Raw genomic sequence first — 23,384 nt, 5'->3', positions numbered from 1 at the left:
CCAACTCTAATGTGCGCGCATCGTGACGCCAGACGCCATGATGCGCGTACAGGCGAAGCACGCCGGTCAGCCTTACCCTGCGTGCCTCGCGTCTTGCAAGGAATGCCGCCGTGAAGCCTTTCTCCCGCCTGGGCGTGGCCGTGGTTTTAATCCATAGCCTGATCTCGCCGAATGTATCCGCACAATCCCAATTGAATTACACGACCTCGTGGATCGGTAATAGTTTCGGATTTGGCGATGGTAAATGGATGCAGCAGGATATTCAGGCCATTAGCGTCGGCGCCAATGGCACCGTTTATACGAATTCGCCGTGGGACGAAAGCGGCAGCGAAATCGCCGCGTATCGCGCGGGCGACAAGCTCGCGGTCGCCGGTTCGACGCACGGCTGGGGTGCGGCCGGCGGCGACGCGGTGGCGGTGAATCAGACCTACCTGTATGCGGCGATGTCGATCGGCAATGAGAGCAATGCGCTGGTCGGCGCCGACTATCCGCCGGCCAATCAGACCTGGTACGGCATCACGCGACGCACGCTCGCGAATCTCGCGACCGGCGCGCCGTTTTCCGGCGGCATCGGCAATAGCGCGAACGCGACGAAGAACAGTTTCGTCGCGGTTGAAACGGTGACGACCGGCACCGAAGCGAGCATTCGCGGCCTCGCCGCGACCGACAGCGAACTCTACGTGGCCGACACCTACGGCAACCGCATCGTCGTGTACGACGCGCAGTCCATGCAGCCGCTGCGCTCCTGGAGCGTCGCATCGCCCGCGCGCATCGCGATCGACACCGACTCGACGTTGTGGATCATCAGCGGCTTCGGCACCGGCAACCTGAGCATCAAGCACTTCCGCGCCGACGGTACCGCGCTCGCCGGTCCACTGGCGCTGCCCGCCGGCACCGTGCCGACCGACATCACCGTCACGCCATCGGGTCAACTGCTGGTGGCCGACAACGGCGTGGCGCAACAGATTCTGGTGTTCAACAAGGGCGCGGGCGGCCAGATGCAGGCCGGCGCGTCGATCGGCACGCGCAACGGCATTTTCCATCCGGTGCGCGGCGTGCCCGGCGATACGCGTTTCAACGGCATCACCGGCATCGGCGTCGATGCGGCCGGCAATCTGTATGTCGCGCAAAACGGCGAGGGGCCGCGCGCGCCGGGCTCGGCATCGGTCGGCCAAGGCGCGGTGCTGGAGAGCTACGTGTACGGCACGCGCGTGCTCAACTGGCGGCTCTACGGTCTGACCTTCGTCGATAGCGGCGCATTCGATCCCGCCACGCCCGCTTCGATCTACACGGGCTCGAAGCGCTTCACGCTCGATTACAGACAGCCGGTCGGCCATGAATGGTCGTATGCGGCGTTCACGCTCGACCGCTTCGACTACCCCGACGACCCCGCGTTTCACGAGCCGCGCGGCGTGCGCGGCGAACCGATGGTGCGCAGATTCGACGGCCGGCGCTTTCTCTATACGCTCGATCCGGGCGCGCACTATCTGAACGTCTATCGCTTCGATGCGGCGCACGGCGAGATCGCGATTCCGTCGGGAATGCTCGCGCAGAATCCGCTGCCCGGCACATGGCCCGCCGCGCAACCCACGTACGGCGAATGGCTGTGGCGCGACAGCAATGGCAATGGCGCCGTGGACGCGAGCGAGATCAGCGGCAATCCGTCGACCGGCAGCACGGTCGGCGACGGCTTCTGGTGGGTCGATGACCCCGGCAACGTATGGCTCGCCACGCCATTGAGCGGCGTGCGCGAGATGCCGCTGCAAGGTCTCGACTCCGCCGGCAATCCGATCTACACGTACGCGAGCGCGAAGATGTTCGCGATGCCCGCGCCGTTTACGCGGCTCGCGCGGCTCGTCTACGTCGCGGCGACCGACACGATGTATCTATCCGGTTTCACGAGCGCGATTCCGTGGGACTCGACGCACTGGAAGGAAGCGGGTCCGGTGCTGGCTCGCTACGACAACTGGAGCCGCGGCAACTCGACGCCGACGTACACGATCGCGCTGCCGTGGAACACGCAGAGCGATCCGCAGACCACCACGGTCGGCGTCGCGGTGGCGGGCAACTATATCTTCGTCGCCGAGCTATACACCGATCGCGTCGACGTCTACGACGCGCGCAACGGCACGGCGGTCGGTTACATGACGCCGGGTGCGAGCGTCGGCGGCACGAGCGGCTGGGTCGACGTGTATCTCGGCATCAGCGCGGTGCGGCGCGATAACGGCGAGTATGTGGTGCTGGTCGAAGACGATGCGCGCGCGAAGCTGCTGATGTATCGCTGGACACCTTGACGTGGATCGTCGTCGCGCCGAACACGAATAGACGGCGGCGCACGATCGGTATATAACAACTTTACCGATGCACTTAAAAGGAGCGATGTTCGATCATGACGCAAGACGTTTCTCCCAAGCCGCCCTCCGACGATCGTCCCGAGATCGAGCAGCTCGACGCCGCGCTCAGTCACGTCGATCAGCAGGTGTCGTCAGGCGGCATTGCGTCGGGCGCGGCGAAAGGCATTGTGTACAGTCTGATCGAAACGCTCGGCGCGCTGGTCGGCGATCCCGATCTGCCGGAGCACGCGCGTTCGGGTTACGAAGGACTGCTGGAGGCCGCGCGCGAGTTGCGCGCGAAGCTGGACCGCTGATTCGACGCAGCCATCGTGTCGTCTGTGATACAAAAGCGCACCGTGTAACTCACCGTGCGCTTTTTTTATGCTCTCTGCGACCGAGATCGCGTTGCTGGCCACCGGCATCGTGGTGGTACTGGTGACGCCCGGCCCCACCAACACGCTACTGGCCGCGGCAGGTTTGCGCGACGGTCTGCGCCGCGCGCTGCCGCTGATCGCCGCCGAACTGGCGGGCTATCTGGTTTCGATCTCCGCGTGGGGACGCTTCTTCGCGCACGCGGCGCAAGCGTGGCCGTGGCTGCCCTCGCTGCTGCGCGTGGCCGCGAGCGCGTATATCGCGTGGCTTGCGCTCGACATGTGGCGCGCGGCGGTTGCGCTGCCCGGCTCGACGCAACGCGCTGGCAACGCGCGCACGCTATTCGTCGCGACCTTGCTCAATCCGAAAGGGCTGCTGTTCGGCGGCACGATCTTTCCGGCCGCCGCATTCATGCATTTGCCCGCTTATTTGCTCGCGATGGGGATGTTCGCGGGCCTCGCCGCGCCGATCGCGCTCGCGTGGATCGCGTTCGGCGCGGCGCTCGGCAGCGGCCGGCTCGGCAGGCTCGAACCGGTGAAGGTGCAGCGCGGCGCGTCGATCGTGCTCGGGGCGTTTTCAGTATCGCTCGTGTGGGCGGCGTTGCACTGAAGACGGATGCGCTACACACGATGCGTTGAAGATCGCACCGAGACTCACGCCCCGAGCGCCACCGCTTCCCCGCTCGTCTGCGCCAGCAACTGGTGAATCTGCGCGACCACGGCCGCGCCTTCGCCGACCGCCGCGGCCACGCGTTTGGTCGAGCCGGCGCGCGCGTCGCCGATCGCATAGACGCCTTCGACCGTAGTTCCGAGATCGCACGCGGTGGCCGAGCCGTCCGCGCTGATGCCGGTCAGCACGAAGCCTTTCGCGTCGAGTTGCACACCGCAGGTGCGCAGCCATTCGGTGTTCGGGTCCGCGCCGGTGAAGAGAAACAGATGCCGCGTGTCGAAGTGATCGACGCCATCGGGTAGCGGCTTCTTCAACGCGACCGACACGAGCCCGTCCTCATCGCCCTCGAGCCGGCCGACTTCCGAGTTCGGATGCACGAACACGTTCGGCAGCGAGCGGATGCGGTCGATCAGATAGCGCGACATCGTCGCCTCGAAACCGCTGCGGCGGATCAGCACGTGAACCTTGGCCGCGTGCGTCGCCAGATAGACGATCGCCTGGCCCGCCGAATTGCCGCCGCCCACCAGCACCACCTCCTGGCGCTTGCACAACTTCGCCTCGACCGGCGACGCCCAGTAGTAGACGCCGCGTCCGTCGAAGCGCTCGAGCCCTTCGAGGTTCGGGCGCCGGTACACGGCGCCGCTCGCGATCACGATCGCCCGCGCGCTGATGTGGCCGCCGCATTTCGTTTCGAGCCGATACGGCGACTGCCCGCAATGCAGCGCCTGCACGCTGACCGGAATCGCGACGTGCGCGCCGAACTTCTGCGCCTGCACGAAGGCTCGGCCGGCGAGAGCCTGGCCCGAGATGCCGGTCGGAAAGCCGAGATAGTTTTCGATGCGCGAGCTCGCGCCCGCCTGGCCGCCCGGCGCGCGGCTGTCGAGCACGATCGCCGAAAGTCCTTCGGAGGCCGCGTACACCGCTGCGGCAAGTCCCGCCGGCCCCGCGCCGACGATCGCGACGTCGTACACGTACGTGTCGTCGAGATCGGGCAGCAGCCCTAAGCGAGTGGCAAGTTCCGGCATGCTCGGATGACGCAGCACCGAGCCGTCCGGGCAGATCACGAGCGGCAGGTCCTCGCGCTGCGCGGCGAACTGCTCGATCAGACGCAGCGCGTCTTCGTCGCGTTCGTCGATCACCGAATGCGGATGGCCGTTGCGCGACAGGAAGCCTTGCAGCATCACGAGCCGCGCGTCATTGCTACTGCCGATCAGAATGGGCCCGCCCGCGCCCTTTTCGATCAGCGACACGCGCCGCAGAATCAGCGCGCGCATGATGCGCTCGCCAAGTTCGGCTTCGGCAACGATCAGCGCGCGCAGGCGGTCGGGCGGAATCAGCAGCGCTTCGACGGCGCCGATCGCAACGCCGTTCACGAGCGACGGCTTGCCCGACAGCTGCCCGACCTCGGCGAGGAAATGCCCGGCGCCGCGCTCGCTGATGACGTGCTCGCGGCCGATGCCGTCACGCTGATAGACCTTCACGCGTCCTTCGAGCACCACGAACATGCCGGGGCCGCGGTGCCCGGTTTCGAACAGTAGCTCGCCGGACTTCCAGCGACCGATCTCGCCGAAGCGGCGCAGCCGATCGATCTCCGCGCAAGTGAGCTCGGGAAACATCTGGTGCAAGCGCGTCGACAGCGACGAAAACGGCGCGTCGGCGACGACTCCCTGCTGTCCTGCCACTTCTTGAGTCGGAACCTCTTGATTCGAAACGTCCTGAGTCGAAAGCATTGAACCGCTCCTTCGATGTTCATTGCACGATTGAACGGGAGGCGACGCGATGCGCGCTCGTACGCTGGGGCGAGCCGCGCCGCGCGCTTCAGAGGCGGACGATGCCGCCGCTCATTCCAACTAGACGGCTTTGGGCGCGACGTCGTCGACCGCGACTTCCGGCCGCGACATCTCGGGCAGCGAGTCGACTGTCTTGCCCGAGTCGCGCCAGGCTTCCATGCCGCCGCGCAGCGGCAGCACGTCGGAGAAGCCCGCTTCGTTGAGCTGCTTGGCCATCCATGCCGCGGAAATCTCATTCGGGCACGAGCAGTAGATCACCAGCTTCTGATCGTGCGGGTAGGTGGCGACGATGTCGTCGAGTTGACGTTCGTCGGCGAATTGCGCGCCTGGAATCACGAACGGATCGAGCTTGCGCTTCTCCTCTGAACGAATGTCGAACACGACCGGCGCCTGGCCGGCCGAGTACAGCGTCGCGAGTTCGTCGACCTCGATGCGCGCGGACGCGAGCTTCGCGATCAACTGACGCCGCCGGATCCACCGGTACAGCGCGTACAGCACCAGCAACGCGACGACGACGAGCGCCGCCGTGCGTCCGAGTCGCCCGGCGACCGCGAACAGCATGTCGATCTGCCGCGCGAACAGTGCACCGATGATGAGCCCGGTGCCGGACCACAACGCGGCGCCGACGCCGTCATAGCTGAGGAAGGTGCGATAGCGTGTGCCCATCGCACCGGCCATCGGGATCGACACGATCGACAGCCCCGGCACGAACTTCGCGACTGCCAGCACGCGCACGCCCCAGCGGCCGAAGAAGCGCTCGGTCTTTTTCACGCAGGTGTCACGCGACAGCGACAGCCGGCAGATCGCCTTCAGCGTGTTGCCGCCGTAGATGCGGCCCGCGAGGTACCACGCGCTGTCGCCGATCAGCGTCGCGAAGATCGACAGCACGAGGACGGGTAGCAGCTGTGTGCCGACCGAGCCGGGGTGCATCGCGGCCATCGCGCCGAACAGCACGAGCGACGGCATGGCCGGCACCGGCAGCCCCAGCGCGGCGGCCAGCACGTTGAGGAAGACGAGCGCCGGTCCGTATTGCTCGACGAGGTCATGTAGCATCGGTTTAACATCCGCGGCCCTTGCGGGCGCAGCGTGATAAGGAATGCAAAGGGGAATGCAAGGATTATGGACGTATTTTCGAGACGTGCAACCGGCCCGAAAATTGGCTTGTCGTCCGGCTGCGAACGAATCCCCATATGTGGTGGCATTGCCCGAAACACAAGGGTGGCAACCGCTTGTGACAACGTGCTGAAGGACGCGCAAGCGTACACGGCAAGGCGCGCGCAAGCGCTTGCAAAAACCCGTAGGAATGCAGGGGATTGGCGGCGTGCGCCGAACAAACGGAAGCACCGAGACGCGCGCGGGCGCGCCCAACGCGAATAATCCCGCGCTGACGCGTCGAAGTGCGACGCAGCGGGCGCGAGAGGCTGACGAGTCACGCGACGGTCACACCCGCCGCGCGCCTGCTTCACTGACGATGATTGTGCTGCTCGCCCGGCAACTCGGCGCCATGCGCGCGGATCGCGGCGATCAGCTCCGCGGGCGTGATTTCGTAGCGCACTTCGCGATGTATGCCCGGCTTGCGCTCATCGACCTCGATCAGCAGGATGCCTTTGCCGTCTTCGGTCGATTCGAGGCGCAGCGAGCGAAGTTCGCGCGCCGTTGCGTCGTCGTATTCGGTGAGCAGGGCCATTGACCCGGAGGACCCGGTGATGCGCATCGAAGTTGTCCTTGTTGCGTTGGTGATGGAACCATTGTACGGGGCGGACGGCGTGCCGTCTGCCGCGTCGTCGAGCCGTGTTGCGTCTGCCTCCGTCTCGCCCGGGATTTAGTCGAGTGTGACGCCGCCGCTAGCGCATTCGCGGTTGCGGAGCGTGCAGCCAGTTTAACGCGACTCCTCGTCGCGACGGATGCATTTTTCATGCCCCGCGGCCGGCGCGAAGTGCGTTCGGGTATTGTCATGCGGGTGACGCGAGCGCGGGCTAGGAAGCGTTCGGCGGCCCATGCGCCGCGCGGCCGCGCGAGTCACCGCTCCATCGGTGTGCATGCCACGGGCTCGCTGCGCGGGGATAGGGCAATTCGCTCGCGCATATGGGGAGGTCCGCGGGCGCCGCCGTCGCCACGAACGTCGTCGCGGGCTTCGCACACTCCCGGATTCCCTCACCTTTCGCGCACGAATCGCGCGCGCAAAAAAATAGCCCGTCCGGATAGGGACGGGCCGTTAAACGCCGTTGTTACTCGGGTCAGCCTGCCCTTGCAACGATTGGGCGCTGACGACTACATCCTCGTGCTTCGTTGGCGGGCTGTCGAGGTGGGAGTAATGCGGATCTATCAGATAAAAGTACAGTTTTCCGATTCGGCGTTCACACGAGGCCGGTCGCGTAGTACACCGCGATTACGAAGAACACCGCGAGCGTCTTGATCACCGTGACCGCGAAGATGTCGCGATACGACTGCCGATGCGTGAGACCCGTCACGGCGAGCAGCGTAATCACCGCGCCGTTGTGTGGCAGCGTATCCATGCCGCCGCTCGCCATCGCGACCACGCGATGCAGCACTTCGAGCGGAATATTCGCGGCCTGCGCACCCTTGATGAACGTATCGGACATCGCCGCGAGCGCAATGCTCATACCACCCGATGCCGAACCCGTGATGCCCGCGAGCGTGCTGACCGACACCGCGGCGTTGACGAGCGGATTCGGAATGCTCTTCAGCGCATTGCTGACGACCAGAAAGCCCGGCAATGCCGCGATCACACCGCCGAAGCCATATTCCGATGCGGTATTGAGCGACGCCAGCAGCGCGCCCGCCACCGCCGCCTTGGTGCCGACCGCGAAGCGCTGGCTGACGCGACCGAATGCCGTCACGACGACCATCACGATGCCGAGCAGCAGCGCGCCCAGCACGGCCCAAATTCCCACGAGTGCCTTGACGCTCGTTTCGACCGGCGCATGCAGCCCCGGCAGGATGTCCGGCGTGACCGTGAAGGTCGGGCCGTACCAGGTCGGAATCCAGCGCGTCAGCAGGAAGTTCGAAACGCCGACCAGGATGAGCGGCGCGATCGCCAGCAGCGGATGCGGCAGGTCTTTCGATTCGACGCGCTCCGGCTCGTTGACGAGTTCGGTGCCGTAACCCTCGCCGGTCGCCATCGCAGCGCGGCGGCGCCATTCCAGATACGACAGACCGACCACGATGATGAACAGCGAGCCGAGCACGCCGAGCGTCGGCGCGGCCCACGAGGTGGTCTTGAAGAACGTCGTCGGGATGATGTTCTGGATCTGCGGCGTGCCGGGCAGCGAGTCCATCGTGAACGAGAACGCGCCGAGCGCGATCGCGCCGGGCATCAGCCGCTTCGGAATGTTGCTCTGGCGATACAGCTCGGCCGCGAACGGGTAGACCGCGAACACGACGACGAACAGCGACACCCCGCCGTAGGTGAGCAGCGCGCACACCGCGACGATCACCGCGTTTGCGCGCGAGCGACCGATATAGCGGATCGCCGCCGCGACGATCGATTCCGAGAAGCCCGACAGCTCGATCACCTTGCCGAATACGGCGCCGAGCAGAAACACCGGGAAGTACAGCTTCACGAAGCCGACCATCTTGTCCATGAAGATGCTCGTGAAGACCGGCGCGACGGCGGCGGGCTCGGTGAGCAGGACGGCGGCGAGCGCCGCGATCGGCGCGAACAGGATCACGCTGTAGCCGCGATACGCGGCAAACATCAGAAACGCCAGCGCGGCGATAACGATGAGAAAGGTCATTGAGTCTCCATAGCCTGGTTGTTCTACACGTTTGCCGCCCTGATCGAGCGACGGCGCGGCGGGGTCGGAACGCAGGTTCCATGCCACACATTGCGTTTTGCCGCTGAAGCGCCGTAGTGCCTGCCACGGCCGTGCAGCGGCGGCCGGGGCAACGTTGGCGGATTGTACTCAAGCGTCTCTGAAACGGGACTTCAATCTGGTGAAGATAACCTGAAACCAGGGTAAGTCATGATGCATAAGGCCTGTCGGGTGTCTCAATTTGGAGATAAATTCGTCTACCAATTGAGATTGATGCAGTCAAAACGATAAGCGGAGACAGCGACAGCATGATGACCGACTGGACGGGCCTGCCCGCCACCTATGACGACGTACTGCGCCGGGCAATGGATTCGCTGTTTCGCACGTTCGAAAACTTCAGCGAAGGCACCTTCATAGTAGATGGCCAGGCGCGTGTCGTCTGGATCAACAAGCGTTATGCGGCGCGCTTCGGCTTCGCGGACCCGCAGCAGGCGATCGGCCGCGATTGCGAAGCGGTGATTCCGAACAGTCTGATGCGCGAGGTCGTCAACACCGGCAAGCCGATCCTGCTCGACATCATGGAGACGGATCGCGAGCCGCTCGTCGTCACGCGTCTGCCGCTGAAGGACGATGCCGGCGCGACGATCGGCGCGGTCGGCTTCGCGCTGTTCGACGAGCTGAAAGCGCTGTCGCCGCTCTTTTCGCAGTACTCGCGCTTGCAGCAGGAGCTGATCGCGACGCGCCAGTCGCTCGCGCAGGCGCGCCGCGCGCGCTATACGTTCGGCAGTTTCGTCGGCACCAGCGCGGCATCGCTCGAAGTGAAGCGCCAGGCGCGGCGCGCGGCGCAACTCGAAGCGCCGGTGCTGCTGCTCGGTGAAACCGGCACCGGCAAGGAGCTGCTCGCGCACGCGATTCATGGTGGCTCGGCGCGCGCCCATAAGCCTCTCGTCAGTGTCAACGTCGCGGCGATTCCCGACACGCTGCTCGAAGTCGAGTTCTTCGGCGCCGCACCCGGCGCGTACACCGGCGCGGATCGCAAGGGGCGAGTCGGCAAGTTCGAACTCGCCGACGGCGGCACGCTGTTTCTCGACGAGATCGGCGACATGCCGCTGCCATTGCAGGGCAAGCTGTTGCGCGTGCTGCAGGATAAGGAGTTCGAGCCGCTCGGCTCGAACCGCGTCGTGCGCGCGGATGTGCGGATCATCGCCGCGACCTCGGCCGACCTGCCCGCGCTCGTCGCGGCCGGGCGTTTTCGCGCGGACCTGTTCTACCGGCTCAACGTGCTGACGATCCACGCGCCCGCGCTGCGCGCACGGCCGTCCGACATCGAGGCGCTGGCCTACGCGATGCTCGAAGATCTGGCCGCGCAGGCACGCAGCGGCAGCCACTTCGAATTGCACGACGACGCGTTGCGGCTGCTGTGCGCGCACGACTGGCCGGGCAACGTGCGCGAGCTGCGCAACACATTGGAGCGCGCGGTGATGCTGTCCGACAGCGAACGGATTGATGCGCGCGCGCTCGCGCCGTTCATCGGCTCGGGCCAGGGCGGCGCGGTTGCGCCGACGCGGTCCCCGTCTGCCGCGGCCGCCAGCGTGGATGTCGCCGCCGCCGAACCCACCTCATGGAGCGACGCGATGGCGGAGTTCGAAAAGCGCTTTCTGAGCGACGCGTTGCGCGCGAACGGCGGCCGCGTCATCGACACTGCGAAACAGATCGGCATGGGCCGCGCGACGCTGTACAAGAAGATCGCCGCGCACGGCATCGAAGTTTGACGCGCGGCGCCCGCCCGGCCGGCCACGCCGCGCGAACTGACGCAGCGCAAGGGCCGCGTGGCACAATCGCGAGATCGAAAAACAAGACGTGACCGGGGTCTCCATGAAACGCAGCTTTTCCTTTTTCGCTCATCGCTCGAGCGTCATGCTGGCCGTGGGCGCGATCGTCGCGCTTGGCGGTTGCAGCAGCAGCGCGCCGCTGTTCCTGTCGGATGGCCGCGCGACCACGCTCGTACAATGCCCGGTCGGTTCCGACTCGTGCTCGCAACAGGCGGCCGCCAGTTGCAACGGCGCGTTCGACGTCGTGCGCCAGTCGAGCGAGGGCGGTACGTTGAGCCTGCTCTACGCCTGCCGCGCAAGCGCGAAGTAAGCACCTGATCACGCGCCGGCGCAATGCCGGCGCGCACGGCTGGCCGATCCGCTGGCGGCGTCCGGTCTGCTTTCACCTGTTCCCGGTCATTTGCCGGCAATTCCCGATACCTCGCTTAACCACGCTCGTGTCATTTCGGTTACCACATGGCCGTCATAAATTCATGCGCCTAATGTGTGTCCGATAAGCGGTTAGCATGCGAGTTGGGCTAAATAAGCCGGCACGCTGCATTTTTACAACTTGAATCACCGCGCACCGATTATCCTTTGCACCCCGACAGCGAAATATCTTTACCTTTCTGGGCGTCGATCGAAGTCGGTGCGGCAGCTAACGGAACGTGAGGTTTGACAGCAGTATTCTTTTTAAACCGTTGGGGATTTAACCCCAGCGAGAAGAAACTGCCGGTTTTTTCCGACACAGTAGAGGTTCAGGAAGGTTTTTCCGCTACCGGCGGGCATTTCTTCGGGTCGCGCGGGCCAACGCGGCTTCATGCTTTCGATTTTTTTGCTTCAACACTAATTCAATAGAATCCGGGGAAAGCAATGAATCATCAGCAACTCGAAAAAGACATCGAGCATCTCGAGCAGATAATTTCCCATATTTCCGCACAAGACCGTATTCCGCTGTCTTACTGGCGAAATCGCCTCGAGCACGTTTCCGGTGCGGTACTCGTGCCAGCGCAGGCAACCCGCGTCAAACGCCTCGATGCCGCGCTTTGCGCACTGGAAAAACGGCAGAAAGCCTGAATCTCGTCACTGCGTCGGCCAATCGGAATCGGCAATCAGGAAATCCGTCGTGTGCGTTTTCGCCGGACAAGTTTTATCTTTCGGTCTAGTCGCCAAACCGACATGGGCGAGCGGCCCGCGAGGCGCGCGCACGTTTTCTTTCACCGACCCAGGATGAACATGCAGATAGCAGGACTTGCCGCGACCCGGCTTGCGACTTTGACCAACGCGATGCAGGGCTACGTGGAGCGGGGCGAAGTGGCGGGGGTGGTATCGCTCGTCTGGCGGCGCGGCGAAATCGGCTATTTCGAACCGGTGGGCCTACGCGACGAAGCCGCGCAATTGCCGATGGAGCGCGACACGCTGTTTCGCATCGCGTCGATGACGAAGCCGGTGACGAGTGCCGCGATCATGATGCTGATCGAGGAAGATCGCCTCTCGCTCGATGCGCCCATTTCGTCATGGCTACCCGAGCTTGCGGCGCCGCGCGTGCTGCGCGACCCGACCGGCCCGCTCGACGAGACCGATCCGAGCCGCGCGCCGATTACGGTGCTCGACCTGCTCACGCATCGCGCGGGCTTCGCGTATCACTTCACGGCCACGGGTCCGCTCGCCGAAGCTTACGCAGCCGCGTTCAACGGCTTCGAGGCGAGCGGCGGCAACAGCGCGTGGCTCGCGCGCATCGCCGCACTGCCGCTGATGTTTCAGCCGGGCTCGCGCTGGCACTACGGCGTGGCGACCGACGTGCTCGGCGTGCTGATCGAACGCGTGAGCGGCATGCCGCTCGGCGAGTTTTTCCGCACGCGCATTTTCGAGCCGCTCGGTATGCGCGACACCGCGTTCTGGGTGCCCGACGCGCAGCTTGCGCGCCTCGCTACCGCGTACAACATCGATCCGGGCACGCGGCGTCGCGTGGTCGAGGATCATGCGGCGGCGAGCCGCTGGGCCAATCCGCGGCGGTTTCAGAGCGGCGGCGGCGGGCTGGTCTCGACCGCCGAGGACTATCTGCAATTCGCGCAACTGCTTCTCGGGCGCGGCCGCGTCGGCGACACGCGGCTGCTGTCGCATCGCTCGGTCGACCTGATGCGCAGCAATTTCCTGAGCCGCGACCAGCGCCGCCTGCCCGCCTTCGGTCACGTGATCTGGGCGGGGCAGGGCTTCGGCCTCGGCCTGTCGATCGTCGACGATCCGGCGCAGCAATTGCCGCTCGGCTATCGTTCGCCCGGCTCGTTCGGCTGGCCTGGCGCATACGGCACGAGCTGGTTCGCCGATCCGGTCGAGAACATGATCGGCCTGATGCTGATCCAGCGCCGCTCGATCGACCCCTTCCCGATGGCCATCGACTTCGAACGTCGCGTCTACGATGCGATCGACGATTGAGTGCGGCCCCCGTGCATGCGCTCGGCCACGCGATTCACTATCCTGTGATTTATTCGTCTGATAGTGTGCGCGAACCATTCATTGCGATTCATCGCAGTGCGTCCAACCGAGGGGGAACGCCGGCATGGCCTCTTACAAACAGTTGACTGCGCAGCTCGAAAAGCTCCACAAGGAAGTCGCAGCCGCGCGCGAGAAAGAAGTCGCGCAAGCTATCGAGGATATCAAGCAGAAGATTGCCGAATACGACCTGACCGCTGAAGAACTCGGCTTCACGAGCGCCTCGCCGAAGCCGCGCCGCAAGTCGTCGACGACGTCGGTCGCCAAGTATCGCAATCCGAAGACCGGCGAAACATGGAGCGGCCGTGGGCGCTCGCCAGCCTGGCTGGTTGGAAAGAACCGTGAGCGGTTTCTGATCGAAGGTTGAGCTTCGTCGTGGATGCCGAAGCATCCGTGTTCTCTGAAGTGATGCGTAGTTTGATTCGTTCCGCACCGTTGCGAAGGTCCCGAAAACGCTCACCTTTGCGTGACACCTGAACGTGTCCAGCCAGATTCGCCGATGCATTCGAAGCTCGCGAGATGCTTCGGTGAGCCAGGCTTTGTCGCGCGACGCACCGCCGCGTGTAGCGCTTGCCGTCGTGTCGCGCCGCTGCGCACCGCTCGCTGAAAACCCGCGCCAGCCTTTGCTGGCGGGCGTTTCCAGGCGGCGAGCCGGATCGTGCCCGCAGCGGTGCGAAGCTTGAGCGCCGTTTTTCCACACATCGTGTTCGCGCTGCGCGCGCCATAGCAGGTGCGCGCATGCGCTTCGCGATCCTCACCTTTGGCCGCGAATCGCGGCTGGCCGCCGCAAGTCCCGAAAACGCTCACCTTTCGCCGCACGGATGCGCGGTGCGCTCACGCTCGCGCCGCCGCTCGGGGCGAACCTGGAGTTGAGTTCGCCTCATACCCGGCTCAGAAGCTCCCCCCGGCCCGGCGCGGAGACCGCCACCGTCTGGCGCCGCGCCCCTTTCCCCCTGGCGTCGCGCCAGGCGTGTATCATTCGCACCTTGCGCCGTTTTTGCGCCGGCGATTCCCGCATCGTCGAACGCTGGGTCGTGACCCGTTCGCCACCCGTTTTCGAAGCGCGGCGCGAGCGCCGGCCGATTCCGGCTCGCGCCCGACTCCCGCAGCTCGACGCCGCCGCGCCACGCGCGGCATACCGGCCGCCCAGGGCCGCCGGGAACCGCCCGAACCCCTTTCCGTGACCGCCAGACCCGATGTCAGTCTCCGAACTCAAACGCCGCCGCACGTTCGCGGTCATTTCCCACCCGGACGCGGGTAAAACCACGCTCACCGAAAAGCTGCTGCTGTTCTCGGGCGCGATCCAGATCGCCGGTACCGTGAAGGGCCGCAAGAGCAACCGCTACGCGACGTCCGACTGGATGGAAATCGAAAAGCAGCGCGGCATTTCGGTCGCGAGCTCGGTGATGCAGTTCGAGTACGGCGAATGCGTGATCAACCTGCTCGACACGCCGGGCCACGAGGACTTCTCCGAAGATACCTACCGTGTGCTGACCGCGGTCGACGCAGCCGTGATGGTGATCGACGGCGCGAACGGCGTCGAAGCGCAGACGCTGAAGCTGCTCGAAGTCTGCCGCAGCCGCAAGACGCCGATCGTCACGTTCATCAACAAGCTCGACCGCGAGGTGCGCGAGCCGCTCGAACTGCTCGACGAAATCGAGCAGCACCTCGGCGTGGCGGCGGTGCCTTTCACGTGGCCGATCGGCATGGGCAAGGATTTCCAGGGCGTCTACGACGTCCAGCGCGATCAGGTGCGCGTATTCCGCGCCGGTCAGGACACGGCCGGCGGCGCGGTCGAAACGCTGCAGGCACTGAGCAACGAGGAAGGCGAGCGCCGTTTCGGCCACGCGTGGGTGCGCGCGAAGGAAGAAATCGACCTGATCAGCGGCGCGACGCACGAGTTCGACCGCGAGAAGTTTCTCGCCGGCCAGCAGTCGCCGGTGCTGTTCGGCTCGGCGATCAACAACTTCGGCGTGAAGGAAATTCTCGACGCACTGGTCGACCTCGCGCCGCCGCCGTCGATGCGCATGACCGTGCAGCGTCCGGTGCAGCCGGAAGAGTCGAAGTTCACCGGCGTCGTGTTCAAGGTGCAGGCGAACATGGACCTCGCGCACCGCGACCGCGTCGCGTTCATCCGCGTGTGCTCGGGACGTTTCGAGCGCGGCATGGCGGTGAAGGTCACGCGCTCGAACAAGACGTTCCGCGCGAACAACGTGGTCACGTTCCTGTCGCAGCGTCGCGAGACCGTGAGCGAGGCGTATCCGGGCGACATCATCGGTATTCCGAACCATGGCACGCTGAGTCTCGGCGACACGCTGACCGAAGGCGAGCAGCTGCAGTTCGTCGGCCTGCCGTTCTTCGCGCCAGAAATTTTCCAGACCGTCGAAGTGGTCGATCCGATGCGCGCGAAGCAGCTCGGCGAAGCGTTGAAACAGCTCGGCGAGGAAGGCGCGATCCAGGTGTTCCGTCCCGAAGCGGGCGGTCTGATGATTCTCGGCGCGGTCGGGCAGCTGCAGTTCGAAGTGGTGTCGCATCGCCTGTCGACCGAGTACAAGGTCGACGTGCGGATGGCGCCGGCGCGCTACCGCCTGTCGCGCTGGGTGACCTGCGACGATGCGTCCGAGCTGCGCCGCTTCACCGATTCGTACTCGGCGCGGATCGCGCTCGATGCGTCCGATGCGCCGACCTATCTGGCCTCGCACGTGTCGGAGATCGAAGTCGCGCAGAAGGCGTGGCCGAAGATCGTGTTCAACGAGTTGCGCGAGCACTCGGGGGCGCCGTTCCGGAAGGCGATGTAAGCCCGCAAGTCCGCGGGTTTCGCAGGTAAAGAGCCGCGTTCGACGCGGCTTTTTCTTTTGTGCGCTGCGCTTGCGCGGCAAGCGCAGCCATCACTGGATTTTCAACACCTCGTCGCGCAACCAGCTTCCGAACGCCTGCACATACTCGAACCCCGCGTGCGCCTGCGCGATGTCGAGCCACTAGCCGAACGGCCCCGTCGAATCCCTTTGTGATCGCGCTCGAACAGCAGACGTCGGCGCGCCGGCAATCGCGATGGCGCCCGTCGCGCGCTCACCCCGGCCCGCTTCCGCACGCAGCGGATCGTCGTCGCAACAACCCCGCACCCGCGCGCGACTTCGCCTATGCTGACGAAACCACCCCGCCGCCGCGTTGCCGGCGCCCATTCCTGTCCACCGCCTGGAGCGACCGTGACCGTTCGCAACCTCGACGCCTTGTTTCGCCCGAAATCCGTCGCCGTGATCGGCGCGTCCGAGCGGCCGGGCAGCACCGGCGCGATGGTTTGGGCGCGCGTGCTCGAAGGCGGCTTCGACGGTCCGCTGTGGCCGGTCAATCCGAAGCACGCGACGCTCGGCGTCCACAAGGTGATCCCTGGTGTCGGCGATCTGCCGCAGGCGCCCACCGTCGCGGTGATCTGCACGCCGCCAGCGACGTGGCCCTCGTTGATCCATAAGCTCGGGGGCATGGGCACGCGCGCCGTGATCATCGTCGGCGAGGTGCGCAGCGACGAAGACCGGCTCGCAATGCGGCATGCGCTGTCGGCGGCGCGGCCGCATCTGCTGCGCATCGTCGGACCGGGCAGTCTCGGCGTGGTGTCGCCGGCGCTCGGCGCGCATCTGGGCGCGCCGTCGTGCACGGTCAAGGCGGGCGGCGTGGCGTGGGTGTCGCAGTCGAACGCGCTGACCAACGCGGTGCTCGGCTGGGCGCAGGCGCGCGGGCTCGGTTTCTCGCACGCGGTGGCACTCGGAGGAGAGGCGGACGTCGATGCCGGCGACGTGCTCGATTACCTCGCGAGCGACCCTAACACCCGCGCGATCCTGCTCGAACTCGACAGTGTGCGGGCGGCGCGCAAGTTCATGTCGGCCGCACGCGCGGCGGCGCGCAACAAGCCGGTGCTCGCGCTGCGCTCCGGCCGCGACGATCCCGCCGACGGCCTCTATACGGCGGCATTCCGGCGCGCGGGCCTGGTGCGCGTCGACGCGCTCGACGATCTGCTCGACGAAATCGAAACGCTCGGCGTCGGCCGCGTGGCGGCGGGCGGCACCGCGACGCTGATCACCAGCGACCAAGGTCTCGCGACCCTTGCTCGCGACGCGTTCTGCGCCGCGGGCGGCCTGCTCGCGCCGTGGCCGGCCGCGGCGTCGGACGCGCTGCGCGAGGCGCTACCGCTCGCGGTCGGCGGCAATCCGCTGCTTCTCGGCGACGGCGCGCGTCCTGAGCACTTCGGCACCGCGCTGAAGCTGCTCGGCGAGTATCGCGAGACGGGTACCGCGTTCGTGGTGCACGCGTCGACGCATGGCGCGCCGGTCGACGATGTCGCGCAGGCGCTGATCGAGCATCAGCGCTTCGCGTATCGCGGGCTGCTCGCGTGCTTTTTCGGTGGCGTCGATGCGACCAGGCGCGACGCGCTGCACGCGCAGGGCATCCCGGTGCACACGACGCCGCAGCGGCTGGCGCGCGCGTTCGCGCGTCTGGTCGAGTACCGGCTGGGCCGCGAGTTGCTGATGCAAACGCCGGAAGGCTTGCCTGCGCAGATTCCCGAGTCGATCGACGGCGCCCAGGCGCAAGCTCGCGAAGCGTTGGCGGCGGGTGAAAACGAACTCGTCGGGGAGGCGGCGGCGCGGTTTCTGGCGCGGTTCGGGTTGCGGGTGGAGGGTGTGGAAGGAGCGGGCGCCGATGCGCCGCGCGCCGATGCCGACGACGCGCCGTGCGCCGATGCCGACGACGCGGCCAAACCCATCGTCGACGTCGCCGTTGAACTGCACGACGACGACAACTTCGGCCCGGTGTTCCAATTCACCGCGCCGCCGATCGACGGCGTTTCCAGCGGCTTGCACGTCTACGGCCTGCCGCCGCTCAATCCGATGCTCGCGCGCGACCTCGTCACGCGCTCGCACTACGCGCGCCAGGTCTCGCCGGAGCCGATACTCGCGGCGTTGACGGCGCTGTCGCAAGCGGTTTGCGACGTGCGCGAGATCGTCGGCCTGGCGTTGAAACTCAGGGTCTACCGGGACCGCGTGACGGTGGTCGATCCCGTGTTGCGGGTCGGCGCGCAGCGCAGCCGTCTCGCGATCGTGCCGTACCCGCGTCGCTTTGAGGAAACGCTCGACTGGCAGGGTCTGCGAGTGACGGTGCGGCCGATTCGCCCCGAAGACGAAAACGCGCATCGCGAGTTCGTGAATGCGATGACGCCGGAAGATTTGCGGCTGCGTTTTTTTGGCGCGGTCAGCAGTTTCGAGCACTCGCAACTCGCGCGCATGACCCAGATCGACTACGACCGTGAAATGGCGCTGATCGCGACGGTCGACAACGAAGACGGCGTCGCGCAGACGCTCGGCGTGGTGCGCGCGGTGGCCGATCCCGACAACGAGACGGCCGAGTTCGCGGTGACGGTGCGCTCGGACCAGAAGGGGCGGCGCCTCGGCCAGCTGCTGATGCAGCGGATCATCGCGTATGCGCGGGCGCGCGATACGCACTGGCTGGTCGGTGAAGCGTTGCGCGAGAACGCCGCGATGATCGCGCTCGCGAAGGCCAGCGGCTTCACGATCACGCGGACCGACGATCCCGGCGTGGTGGGCTTCCGCATGGCGCTCGACGAAACGGCGGGGGCGGACCCGAAGTCCTCCGCGCAGAACCCGCCGGCGCGTTGAGCGGCTTACGTCGCGGGCCGCTCAACGCACGGCTTCATCGCCTCACGCCGCCAGCTTCTGCGTCGCCTCGTCGACTTGCGCGCGCGTAACCGACAACTCGTCGAGCCACTCCTGCGCATACACGGCGCCGGTTTCGCGTTCGAGCCGTGCGATCGTCGCGGCGCAGCGGATCGCGTCCTTCTGCGTCGAAATGAACGATTTCACGGACTCGCCGCCCTTGAACGCGTCGAACAGCGGCACGCGAATTTCGTCGGGCAGCGCACGGGTGGTCCATTGATACGGCTTGCCGTTGAACGTCAGCGACGGCGGCAGCACGCGCTCCTTGCGCGCGGCCGGAATCAGGCCGTAGGTACGCGCCGCTTCGCCGATCTGCTCGGGCGAAAACAGCTCGTCGGGCGTGATGTCGAACTGCTGGATGAAGGTCTCGATGCTTTGCATCGCGGCGGCGCGGTCGTCGCGGCGCTTCTGCGCGTGAGCGACGATGTCGCGCAGTTCGTCGGCTTCTTCGGCGGTGATCGTGAAGCTCGACTGCTTCTGCTGGAGTTCGGAAAAACGCTGGAATTCGGAGTCGGTCAGAAGTTTGGCCATTGCTCAATCGATGCGCGCGCATGAGCCCGTCATGCGGCGTTATTTTGGAAGGGCCGCCATTCTAAACCATGTGCGCGTGCGCGCCGCCGCGCGAGCCGTCGCCGCCCGCCTTGCCGCGCGACTTGCCGCGCAACTCGCCCATTACGCGGCCTGCTCGCGGAACATCGACAGCGCCTGCACCGTGTCGCGCAGAAGCGTGGTGGCTGCTTCGAGCGTCGGCGCGACATATTCGTCGATCCGCCGCAGATACGGGCAGGTGAGCACGGCGATCGCCTGTCCCGACGGCGCGAGGATCGGAAACGTCACGTCCGTGACGCCGAAGGTCTGCTGGCTGTCCTTCTGCCAGAAGCCCGCCGCGCGGATGCGCTCGCATGCCTGCTCCAGCGCGTCGCGATCGAGCGTGACTTCGCCTTTTACCTTCGTGTGCTCGGCAAGCATCTGCTGACGCTGCTCGAGGCTCTGGAACGCGAGCATCACGCGGCCCGAACCGGTGTCGATCAGACCGACCCGCGAGCCGAGCCGCACCGACATGCCCCACGTGCCCGGACCGTCGATCTGGGCGATCACCAGCAGGTTGCCACGGTCGTAGACGACGAGGTGGCACGACTGCTCGGCCGCGTCGGCGAAACGCTGCATCAGCGGCAGCGCTTCGGCGATCAGCCGGTTCATCGGCGGATGACGGTGCGCGAGCGCGAACAGCTTCAGGCTCAGCGAGTAGCGGTCGCCGGCCGCCGAGCGCACCACGTATTGGCGCGCGACGAGGCGTTCGAGCATCCGGTACATCTCGCTCGCGTTGCGGCCCAGCTGCCGCGTGATCTCGGCGCGCGTGAGTCCTTCCTTCTGCTCGGACAGCAGTTCGAGAATGTCGAGGCCTTTGTCCAGCGCGGGGGCGCGGTAGCGGTCGTCGTCTTTGTCTTCGGCGTCCATCATGAGGGGCGGGATATTGTCTGGAGTTCTTATTATCTGGCGCGCGCGGGCGAGTGCGTAGCGTTTCGCGAACTGATTGCCCGTTGTCCAGGGAAAACCCCGGGCATCCGTTGCGCACGGTTTTCTTGACTTGCAAAAATTCGAATATGAATAATACGTTTATTGGTGAATCATTGCACGTGCGAGCAGTGCGCGCCGCGTTTGCGGTATAGCCGGCCCGTCGCATGGTAAAAAGACCAGACTTTGGAGACAAGCTCATGTCGGCATCGATCGGATCGAGGATCGGGCAGCGGCGCCGTATCGGCCGCGGCTCGTTGCAGGTGAGCGGACTGGGGCTCGGCACGGCGCCGCTCGGCGGCCTGTATCGCGACCTGTCCGACGAGGAAGCCCATGCGACCATCGCCGCCGCCTGGGACGCGGGCGTGCGCTACTTCGACACCGCGCCGCACTACGGCAACACCAAGGCCGAGCATCGGCTCGGCGCCGCGCTGCGCCACTATCCGCGCGGCGAGTATGTGCTGTCGACCAAGGTCGGCCGCCGCTTCGTGCCGCGCACGTCGCCTTTCGACGACCGCGAAGGCTGGCAGAATCCGCTGCCGTTCGAAGCCATCTACGACTACACGCACGACGGCATCCTGCGGTCGTTCGAGGACAGCCAGCAGCGCCTCGGCATCATCGATATCGACATGCTGCTCGTGCACGACATCGGCCGCCTCACGCACGGCGACCAGCATCCGCACTACTGGCGGCAATTGACCGAAGGCGGCGGCTTCCGCGCACTGGAACGGCTGCGCTCGACGGGCGCGATCAAGGCGGTCGGGCTCGGCGTCAACGAAGGCGCGGTGATCCTCGACGCGATGGCCGAGTGCGATATCGATTGCGCGCTGCTCGCGGGGCGTTATACGCTGCTCGAGCAGACCACCCTCGACGACCTGCTGCCCGCCTGCGAGGCGCGCGGCGTCAGCATTCTGCTCGGCGGCGCGTTCAATTCGGGGATTCTGGCGCGCGGCGTCGAAGGCGATCTGAAGTTCAATTACGGCGCCGCGCCGCCCGAGGTGATCGAACGCGTCGCGCGGCTGGAGGCGGTGTGCCGCGCGCATCACGTGCCGCTCGCCGCCGCCGCGTTGCAGTTTCCGTATGCGCATCCGGCGGTCGCCACCGTGCTGACCGGCGCGCGCAGTGCCGACGAATTGCGCGAGAACGTCGCGTCGTTCGAGCAGCCGATCCCCGCGGCCTTGTGGTCCGCATTGCGCGAGGCCGGCCTGCTCGACCCCCGCGCGCCCGCGCCCGAGGACTGATCCGACCATGCCGATCGACGCTCACCAGCACTACTGGGACCCCGCGCGGGGCGACTACGAGTGGCTGACGCCGGAGCTGAAAATCCTCTACCGACCGTTCGGGCCAGGCGATCTGAAGCCGTTGCGCGAACAGGCCGGCATCGAGCGGACGGTGGTCGTGCAGGCCGCGCCGACGCTCGATGAAACCCGCTATCTGCTCGACATCGCGCGGCACGAGCCGTCGATCGCGGGCGTGGTTGGCTGGGTGCCGCTGCTGTTGCCGAACGCGCCCGATCTGATCGAGGCGCTTGCGCGCGAGCCGAAGTTCAAGGGCGTGCGGCCGATGCTGCAGGACCTGCCCGACGACGGCTGGATCGCGAACCCCGACCTCGTGCCGGCGATCGACGCGCTGATCGCGCACGACCTCGCGTTCGACGCGCTGATCTACGCGCGTCACGTGCAATACGCCGAGATCTTTGCTCAGCGTTTTCCGGCGCTGCGCATCGTGGTCGATCATGGCGCGAAGCCGCCGATCCGCTATGGCCAGGCGGGCTACCAGGTGTGGCGCGACGCGATCACGCGGCTCGCAGCATTCCCGCACGTGCACTGCAAGCTGTCCGGTCTCGCGACTGAGGCGTCGCCCGGCTGGACCGAAGAGACGCTTCGGCCCTACGTCGAGCATCTGCTGAACACGTTTGGCCCCGCGCGGCTGATGTGGGGCAGCGACTGGCCGGTGCTCGAACTGAACGGCGATTATCTGCTGTGGCATTCGGTGGCGACCACGTTGCTCGCGTCGTTGAGCGACGCCGAGCGCGACGCCGTGTTCGGCGAGAACGCCGCCGCGTTTTACCGGCTTTGATTTCGTTAGCAGCCCATTCAACTGGAGTCGTAGATGACACAAAGACTGGCCGGCAAAACGGCCCTGATCACCGCGGCGGGACAAGGCATCGGTCTCGCCACCGCCGAACTGTTCGCGCGCGAAGGCGCACGCGTGATCGCCACCGATATCCGTATCGACGGACTCGCCGGCAAGCCGGTCGAGGCGCGCAAGCTCGACGTGCTCGACGGCGCGGCGATCAAGGCGCTCGCCGCGGAAGTCGGCACGATCGACGTGCTGTTCAACTGCGCGGGCTTCGTGCACGCGGGCAGTATTCTCGAATGCAGCGAGGAGGATTGGGAGTTCGCGTTCGACCTCAACGCGAAGGCCATGTACCGTATGATCCGCGCGTTCTTGCCGGCCATGCTCGAGAAGGGCGGCGGCTCGATCATCAACATGTCGTCGGCGGCGTCGAGCGTGAAGGGCGTGCCGAACCGCTTTGCGTACGGCGCGTCGAAGGCCGCGGTGGTCGGGCTGACCAAGTCCGTCGCTGCGGATTTCGTCACGCGTGGTGTACGCTGTAACGCGATTTGCCCGGGCACGGTGTCCTCGCCGTCGCTCGAACAGCGAATCGCCGCGCAGGCACAGGCCCAGGGCGCGTCGCTCGATGCGGTGCAGGCCGCCTTCGTCGCGCGTCAGCCGATGGGCCGCATCGGCAAGCCGGAGGAGATCGCCGCGCTCGCGCTGTATCTCGCGTCCGACGAGTCGTCGTTCACGACGGGCCAACTCCATGTGATCGACGGTGGATGGTCGAACTGATTCTGATTGATTGACGAACCGAACACTACTGAACGTAAAGGGAAGT

The 23,384-nt window shown here is 66.0% G+C and carries 20 protein-coding genes; 14 read left to right on the top strand and 6 right to left on the bottom strand.

The window, feature by feature from the left end:
- The first annotated feature begins 110 nt into the window (after window positions 1-110).
- The 3 genes from L0U84_RS34400 to L0U84_RS34390 all read left to right on the top strand — a co-directional run bounded on the left by L0U84_RS34400 (window position 111) and on the right by L0U84_RS34390 (window position 3,314).
- On the top strand, window positions 111-2,294 hold the full coding sequence (locus L0U84_RS34400) for a hypothetical protein (protein ID WP_233856545.1): 2,184 nt from the start codon (window positions 111-113) through the stop codon (window positions 2,292-2,294).
- A 95-nt stretch (window positions 2,295-2,389) separates the two neighbouring features.
- Complete coding sequence (locus L0U84_RS34395) at window positions 2,390-2,647, top strand: hypothetical protein (protein ID WP_018424067.1); 258 nt, start codon at window positions 2,390-2,392, stop codon at window positions 2,645-2,647.
- Window positions 2,648-2,714: 67 nt separating this feature from the next.
- Window positions 2,715-3,314, top strand: a complete 600-nt coding sequence (locus tag L0U84_RS34390) for a LysE family translocator (RefSeq protein WP_233856543.1) — start codon at window positions 2,715-2,717, stop codon at window positions 3,312-3,314.
- Window positions 3,315-3,358: 44 nt separating this feature from the next.
- On the opposite strand, the gene L0U84_RS34385 is transcribed toward L0U84_RS34390, so the two are convergent.
- From L0U84_RS34385 to L0U84_RS34370, 4 genes are all read right to left on the bottom strand, one after another.
- Window positions 3,359-5,104, bottom strand: a complete 1,746-nt coding sequence (locus tag L0U84_RS34385; RefSeq protein WP_233856535.1) for an FAD-dependent oxidoreductase — start codon at window positions 5,102-5,104, stop codon at window positions 3,359-3,361.
- Between the two features lie 120 nt (window positions 5,105-5,224).
- On the bottom strand, window positions 5,225-6,217 hold the full coding sequence (locus L0U84_RS34380) for a DedA family protein/thiosulfate sulfurtransferase GlpE (protein WP_233856533.1): 993 nt from the start codon (window positions 6,215-6,217) through the stop codon (window positions 5,225-5,227).
- 409 nt (window positions 6,218-6,626) lie between these two features.
- Window positions 6,627-6,878, bottom strand: a complete 252-nt coding sequence (locus L0U84_RS34375; protein WP_008921056.1) for a hypothetical protein — start codon at window positions 6,876-6,878, stop codon at window positions 6,627-6,629.
- 643 nt (window positions 6,879-7,521) lie between these two features.
- Window positions 7,522-8,922 carry a GntP family permease gene (locus tag L0U84_RS34370; RefSeq protein ID WP_233856531.1) on the bottom strand — a complete coding sequence of 467 codons (1,401 nt, stop codon included), beginning with the start codon at window positions 8,920-8,922 and terminating at the stop codon, window positions 7,522-7,524.
- 326 nt (window positions 8,923-9,248) lie between these two features.
- Here L0U84_RS34370 and L0U84_RS34365 point away from each other — a divergent pair, with 326 nt between their 5' ends.
- From L0U84_RS34365 to L0U84_RS34330, 8 genes are all read left to right on the top strand, one after another.
- Window positions 9,249-10,712 carry a sigma-54 interaction domain-containing protein gene (locus L0U84_RS34365; protein WP_233856529.1) on the top strand — a complete coding sequence of 488 codons (1,464 nt, stop codon included), beginning with the start codon at window positions 9,249-9,251 and terminating at the stop codon, window positions 10,710-10,712.
- Window positions 10,713-10,815: 103 nt separating this feature from the next.
- Window positions 10,816-11,082, top strand: coding sequence for a hypothetical protein (locus L0U84_RS34360; protein WP_233856527.1), 267 nt, complete (start codon window positions 10,816-10,818; stop codon window positions 11,080-11,082).
- A 344-nt stretch (window positions 11,083-11,426) separates the two neighbouring features.
- Window positions 11,427-11,609 (top strand): hypothetical protein, encoded by a 183-nt coding sequence (locus L0U84_RS34355; protein WP_233856525.1) that lies wholly within the window; start codon window positions 11,427-11,429, stop codon window positions 11,607-11,609.
- A gap of 15 nt (window positions 11,610-11,624) precedes the next feature.
- Window positions 11,625-11,828: a hypothetical protein gene (locus tag L0U84_RS34350; RefSeq protein WP_129956028.1), complete on the top strand. Its 204-nt coding sequence runs from the start codon at window positions 11,625-11,627 to the stop codon at window positions 11,826-11,828.
- A gap of 159 nt (window positions 11,829-11,987) precedes the next feature.
- The gene (locus L0U84_RS34345) at window positions 11,988-13,187 is read left to right on the top strand and encodes a serine hydrolase domain-containing protein (protein WP_233856523.1); all 1,200 of its coding nucleotides are present in this window, start codon (window positions 11,988-11,990) and stop codon (window positions 13,185-13,187) included.
- A 124-nt stretch (window positions 13,188-13,311) separates the two neighbouring features.
- Window positions 13,312-13,611: an H-NS histone family protein gene (locus tag L0U84_RS34340; RefSeq protein ID WP_233856521.1), complete on the top strand. Its 300-nt coding sequence runs from the start codon at window positions 13,312-13,314 to the stop codon at window positions 13,609-13,611.
- Between the two features lie 829 nt (window positions 13,612-14,440).
- Complete coding sequence (locus L0U84_RS34335; protein WP_233856519.1) at window positions 14,441-16,042, top strand: peptide chain release factor 3; 1,602 nt, start codon at window positions 14,441-14,443, stop codon at window positions 16,040-16,042.
- Window positions 16,043-16,450: 408 nt separating this feature from the next.
- The gene (locus tag L0U84_RS34330) at window positions 16,451-18,910 is read left to right on the top strand and encodes a GNAT family N-acetyltransferase (protein WP_233856517.1); all 2,460 of its coding nucleotides are present in this window, start codon (window positions 16,451-16,453) and stop codon (window positions 18,908-18,910) included.
- Between the two features lie 42 nt (window positions 18,911-18,952).
- Here the strand turns inward: L0U84_RS34330 and L0U84_RS34325 are convergent, their stop codons facing one another.
- Both L0U84_RS34325 and L0U84_RS34320 read right to left on the bottom strand, forming a co-directional pair.
- Window positions 18,953-19,498: a hypothetical protein gene (locus L0U84_RS34325; protein WP_233856515.1), complete on the bottom strand. Its 546-nt coding sequence runs from the start codon at window positions 19,496-19,498 to the stop codon at window positions 18,953-18,955.
- A gap of 141 nt (window positions 19,499-19,639) precedes the next feature.
- Window positions 19,640-20,425 carry an IclR family transcriptional regulator gene (locus tag L0U84_RS34320; RefSeq protein WP_233856945.1) on the bottom strand — a complete coding sequence of 262 codons (786 nt, stop codon included), beginning with the start codon at window positions 20,423-20,425 and terminating at the stop codon, window positions 19,640-19,642.
- A gap of 257 nt (window positions 20,426-20,682) precedes the next feature.
- Between L0U84_RS34320 and L0U84_RS34315 the strand changes: the two genes are divergently transcribed.
- The 3 genes from L0U84_RS34315 to L0U84_RS34305 are packed head-to-tail and all read left to right on the top strand — an operon-like array spanning window position 20,683 to window position 23,338.
- On the top strand, window positions 20,683-21,723 hold the full coding sequence (locus L0U84_RS34315; protein ID WP_233856513.1) for an aldo/keto reductase: 1,041 nt from the start codon (window positions 20,683-20,685) through the stop codon (window positions 21,721-21,723).
- 7 nt (window positions 21,724-21,730) lie between these two features.
- Complete coding sequence (locus tag L0U84_RS34310) at window positions 21,731-22,561, top strand: amidohydrolase family protein (RefSeq protein WP_233856511.1); 831 nt, start codon at window positions 21,731-21,733, stop codon at window positions 22,559-22,561.
- Window positions 22,562-22,594: 33 nt separating this feature from the next.
- A complete protein-coding gene (locus L0U84_RS34305) occupies window positions 22,595-23,338 on the top strand; it encodes an SDR family oxidoreductase (RefSeq protein ID WP_233856502.1) in 744 nt (247 codons plus the stop codon).
- Window positions 23,339-23,384 lie beyond the last annotated feature (46 nt).

Origin of the sequence: Paraburkholderia sp. HD33-4, from assembly GCF_021390635.1 — a bacterium.
GTDB lineage: Bacteria > Pseudomonadota > Gammaproteobacteria > Burkholderiales > Burkholderiaceae > Paraburkholderia.
This window is presented reverse-complemented; position numbering and strand designations above follow the sequence as displayed.

Bases quoted from the DNA above. Each gene is read 5' to 3' on its own strand.
- L0U84_RS34395 (WP_018424067.1), top strand. From the start codon at position 2,390: ATGACGCAAGACGTTTCTCCCAAGCCGCCCTCCGACGATCGTCCCGAG.
- L0U84_RS34390 (WP_233856543.1), top strand. From the start codon at position 2,715: ATGCTCTCTGCGACCGAGATCGCGTTGCTGGCCACCGGCATCGTGGTG.
- L0U84_RS34385 (WP_233856535.1), bottom strand. From the start codon at position 5,104: ATGCTTTCGACTCAGGACGTTTCGAATCAAGAGGTTCCGACTCAAGAA.
- L0U84_RS34380 (WP_233856533.1), bottom strand. From the start codon at position 6,217: ATGCTACATGACCTCGTCGAGCAATACGGACCGGCGCTCGTCTTCCTC.
- L0U84_RS34375 (WP_008921056.1), bottom strand. From the start codon at position 6,878: ATGCGCATCACCGGGTCCTCCGGGTCAATGGCCCTGCTCACCGAATAC.
- L0U84_RS34370 (WP_233856531.1), bottom strand. From the start codon at position 8,922: ATGACCTTTCTCATCGTTATCGCCGCGCTGGCGTTTCTGATGTTTGCC.
- L0U84_RS34365 (WP_233856529.1), top strand. From the start codon at position 9,249: ATGATGACCGACTGGACGGGCCTGCCCGCCACCTATGACGACGTACTG.
- L0U84_RS34360 (WP_233856527.1), top strand. From the start codon at position 10,816: ATGAAACGCAGCTTTTCCTTTTTCGCTCATCGCTCGAGCGTCATGCTG.
- L0U84_RS34350 (WP_129956028.1), top strand. From the start codon at position 11,625: ATGAATCATCAGCAACTCGAAAAAGACATCGAGCATCTCGAGCAGATA.
- L0U84_RS34345 (WP_233856523.1), top strand. From the start codon at position 11,988: ATGCAGATAGCAGGACTTGCCGCGACCCGGCTTGCGACTTTGACCAAC.
- L0U84_RS34340 (WP_233856521.1), top strand. From the start codon at position 13,312: ATGGCCTCTTACAAACAGTTGACTGCGCAGCTCGAAAAGCTCCACAAG.
- L0U84_RS34335 (WP_233856519.1), top strand. From the start codon at position 14,441: ATGTCAGTCTCCGAACTCAAACGCCGCCGCACGTTCGCGGTCATTTCC.
- L0U84_RS34325 (WP_233856515.1), bottom strand. From the start codon at position 19,498: ATGGCCAAACTTCTGACCGACTCCGAATTCCAGCGTTTTTCCGAACTC.
- L0U84_RS34320 (WP_233856945.1), bottom strand. From the start codon at position 20,425: ATGGACGCCGAAGACAAAGACGACGACCGCTACCGCGCCCCCGCGCTG.
- L0U84_RS34315 (WP_233856513.1), top strand. From the start codon at position 20,683: ATGTCGGCATCGATCGGATCGAGGATCGGGCAGCGGCGCCGTATCGGC.
- L0U84_RS34310 (WP_233856511.1), top strand. From the start codon at position 21,731: ATGCCGATCGACGCTCACCAGCACTACTGGGACCCCGCGCGGGGCGAC.
- L0U84_RS34305 (WP_233856502.1), top strand. From the start codon at position 22,595: ATGACACAAAGACTGGCCGGCAAAACGGCCCTGATCACCGCGGCGGGA.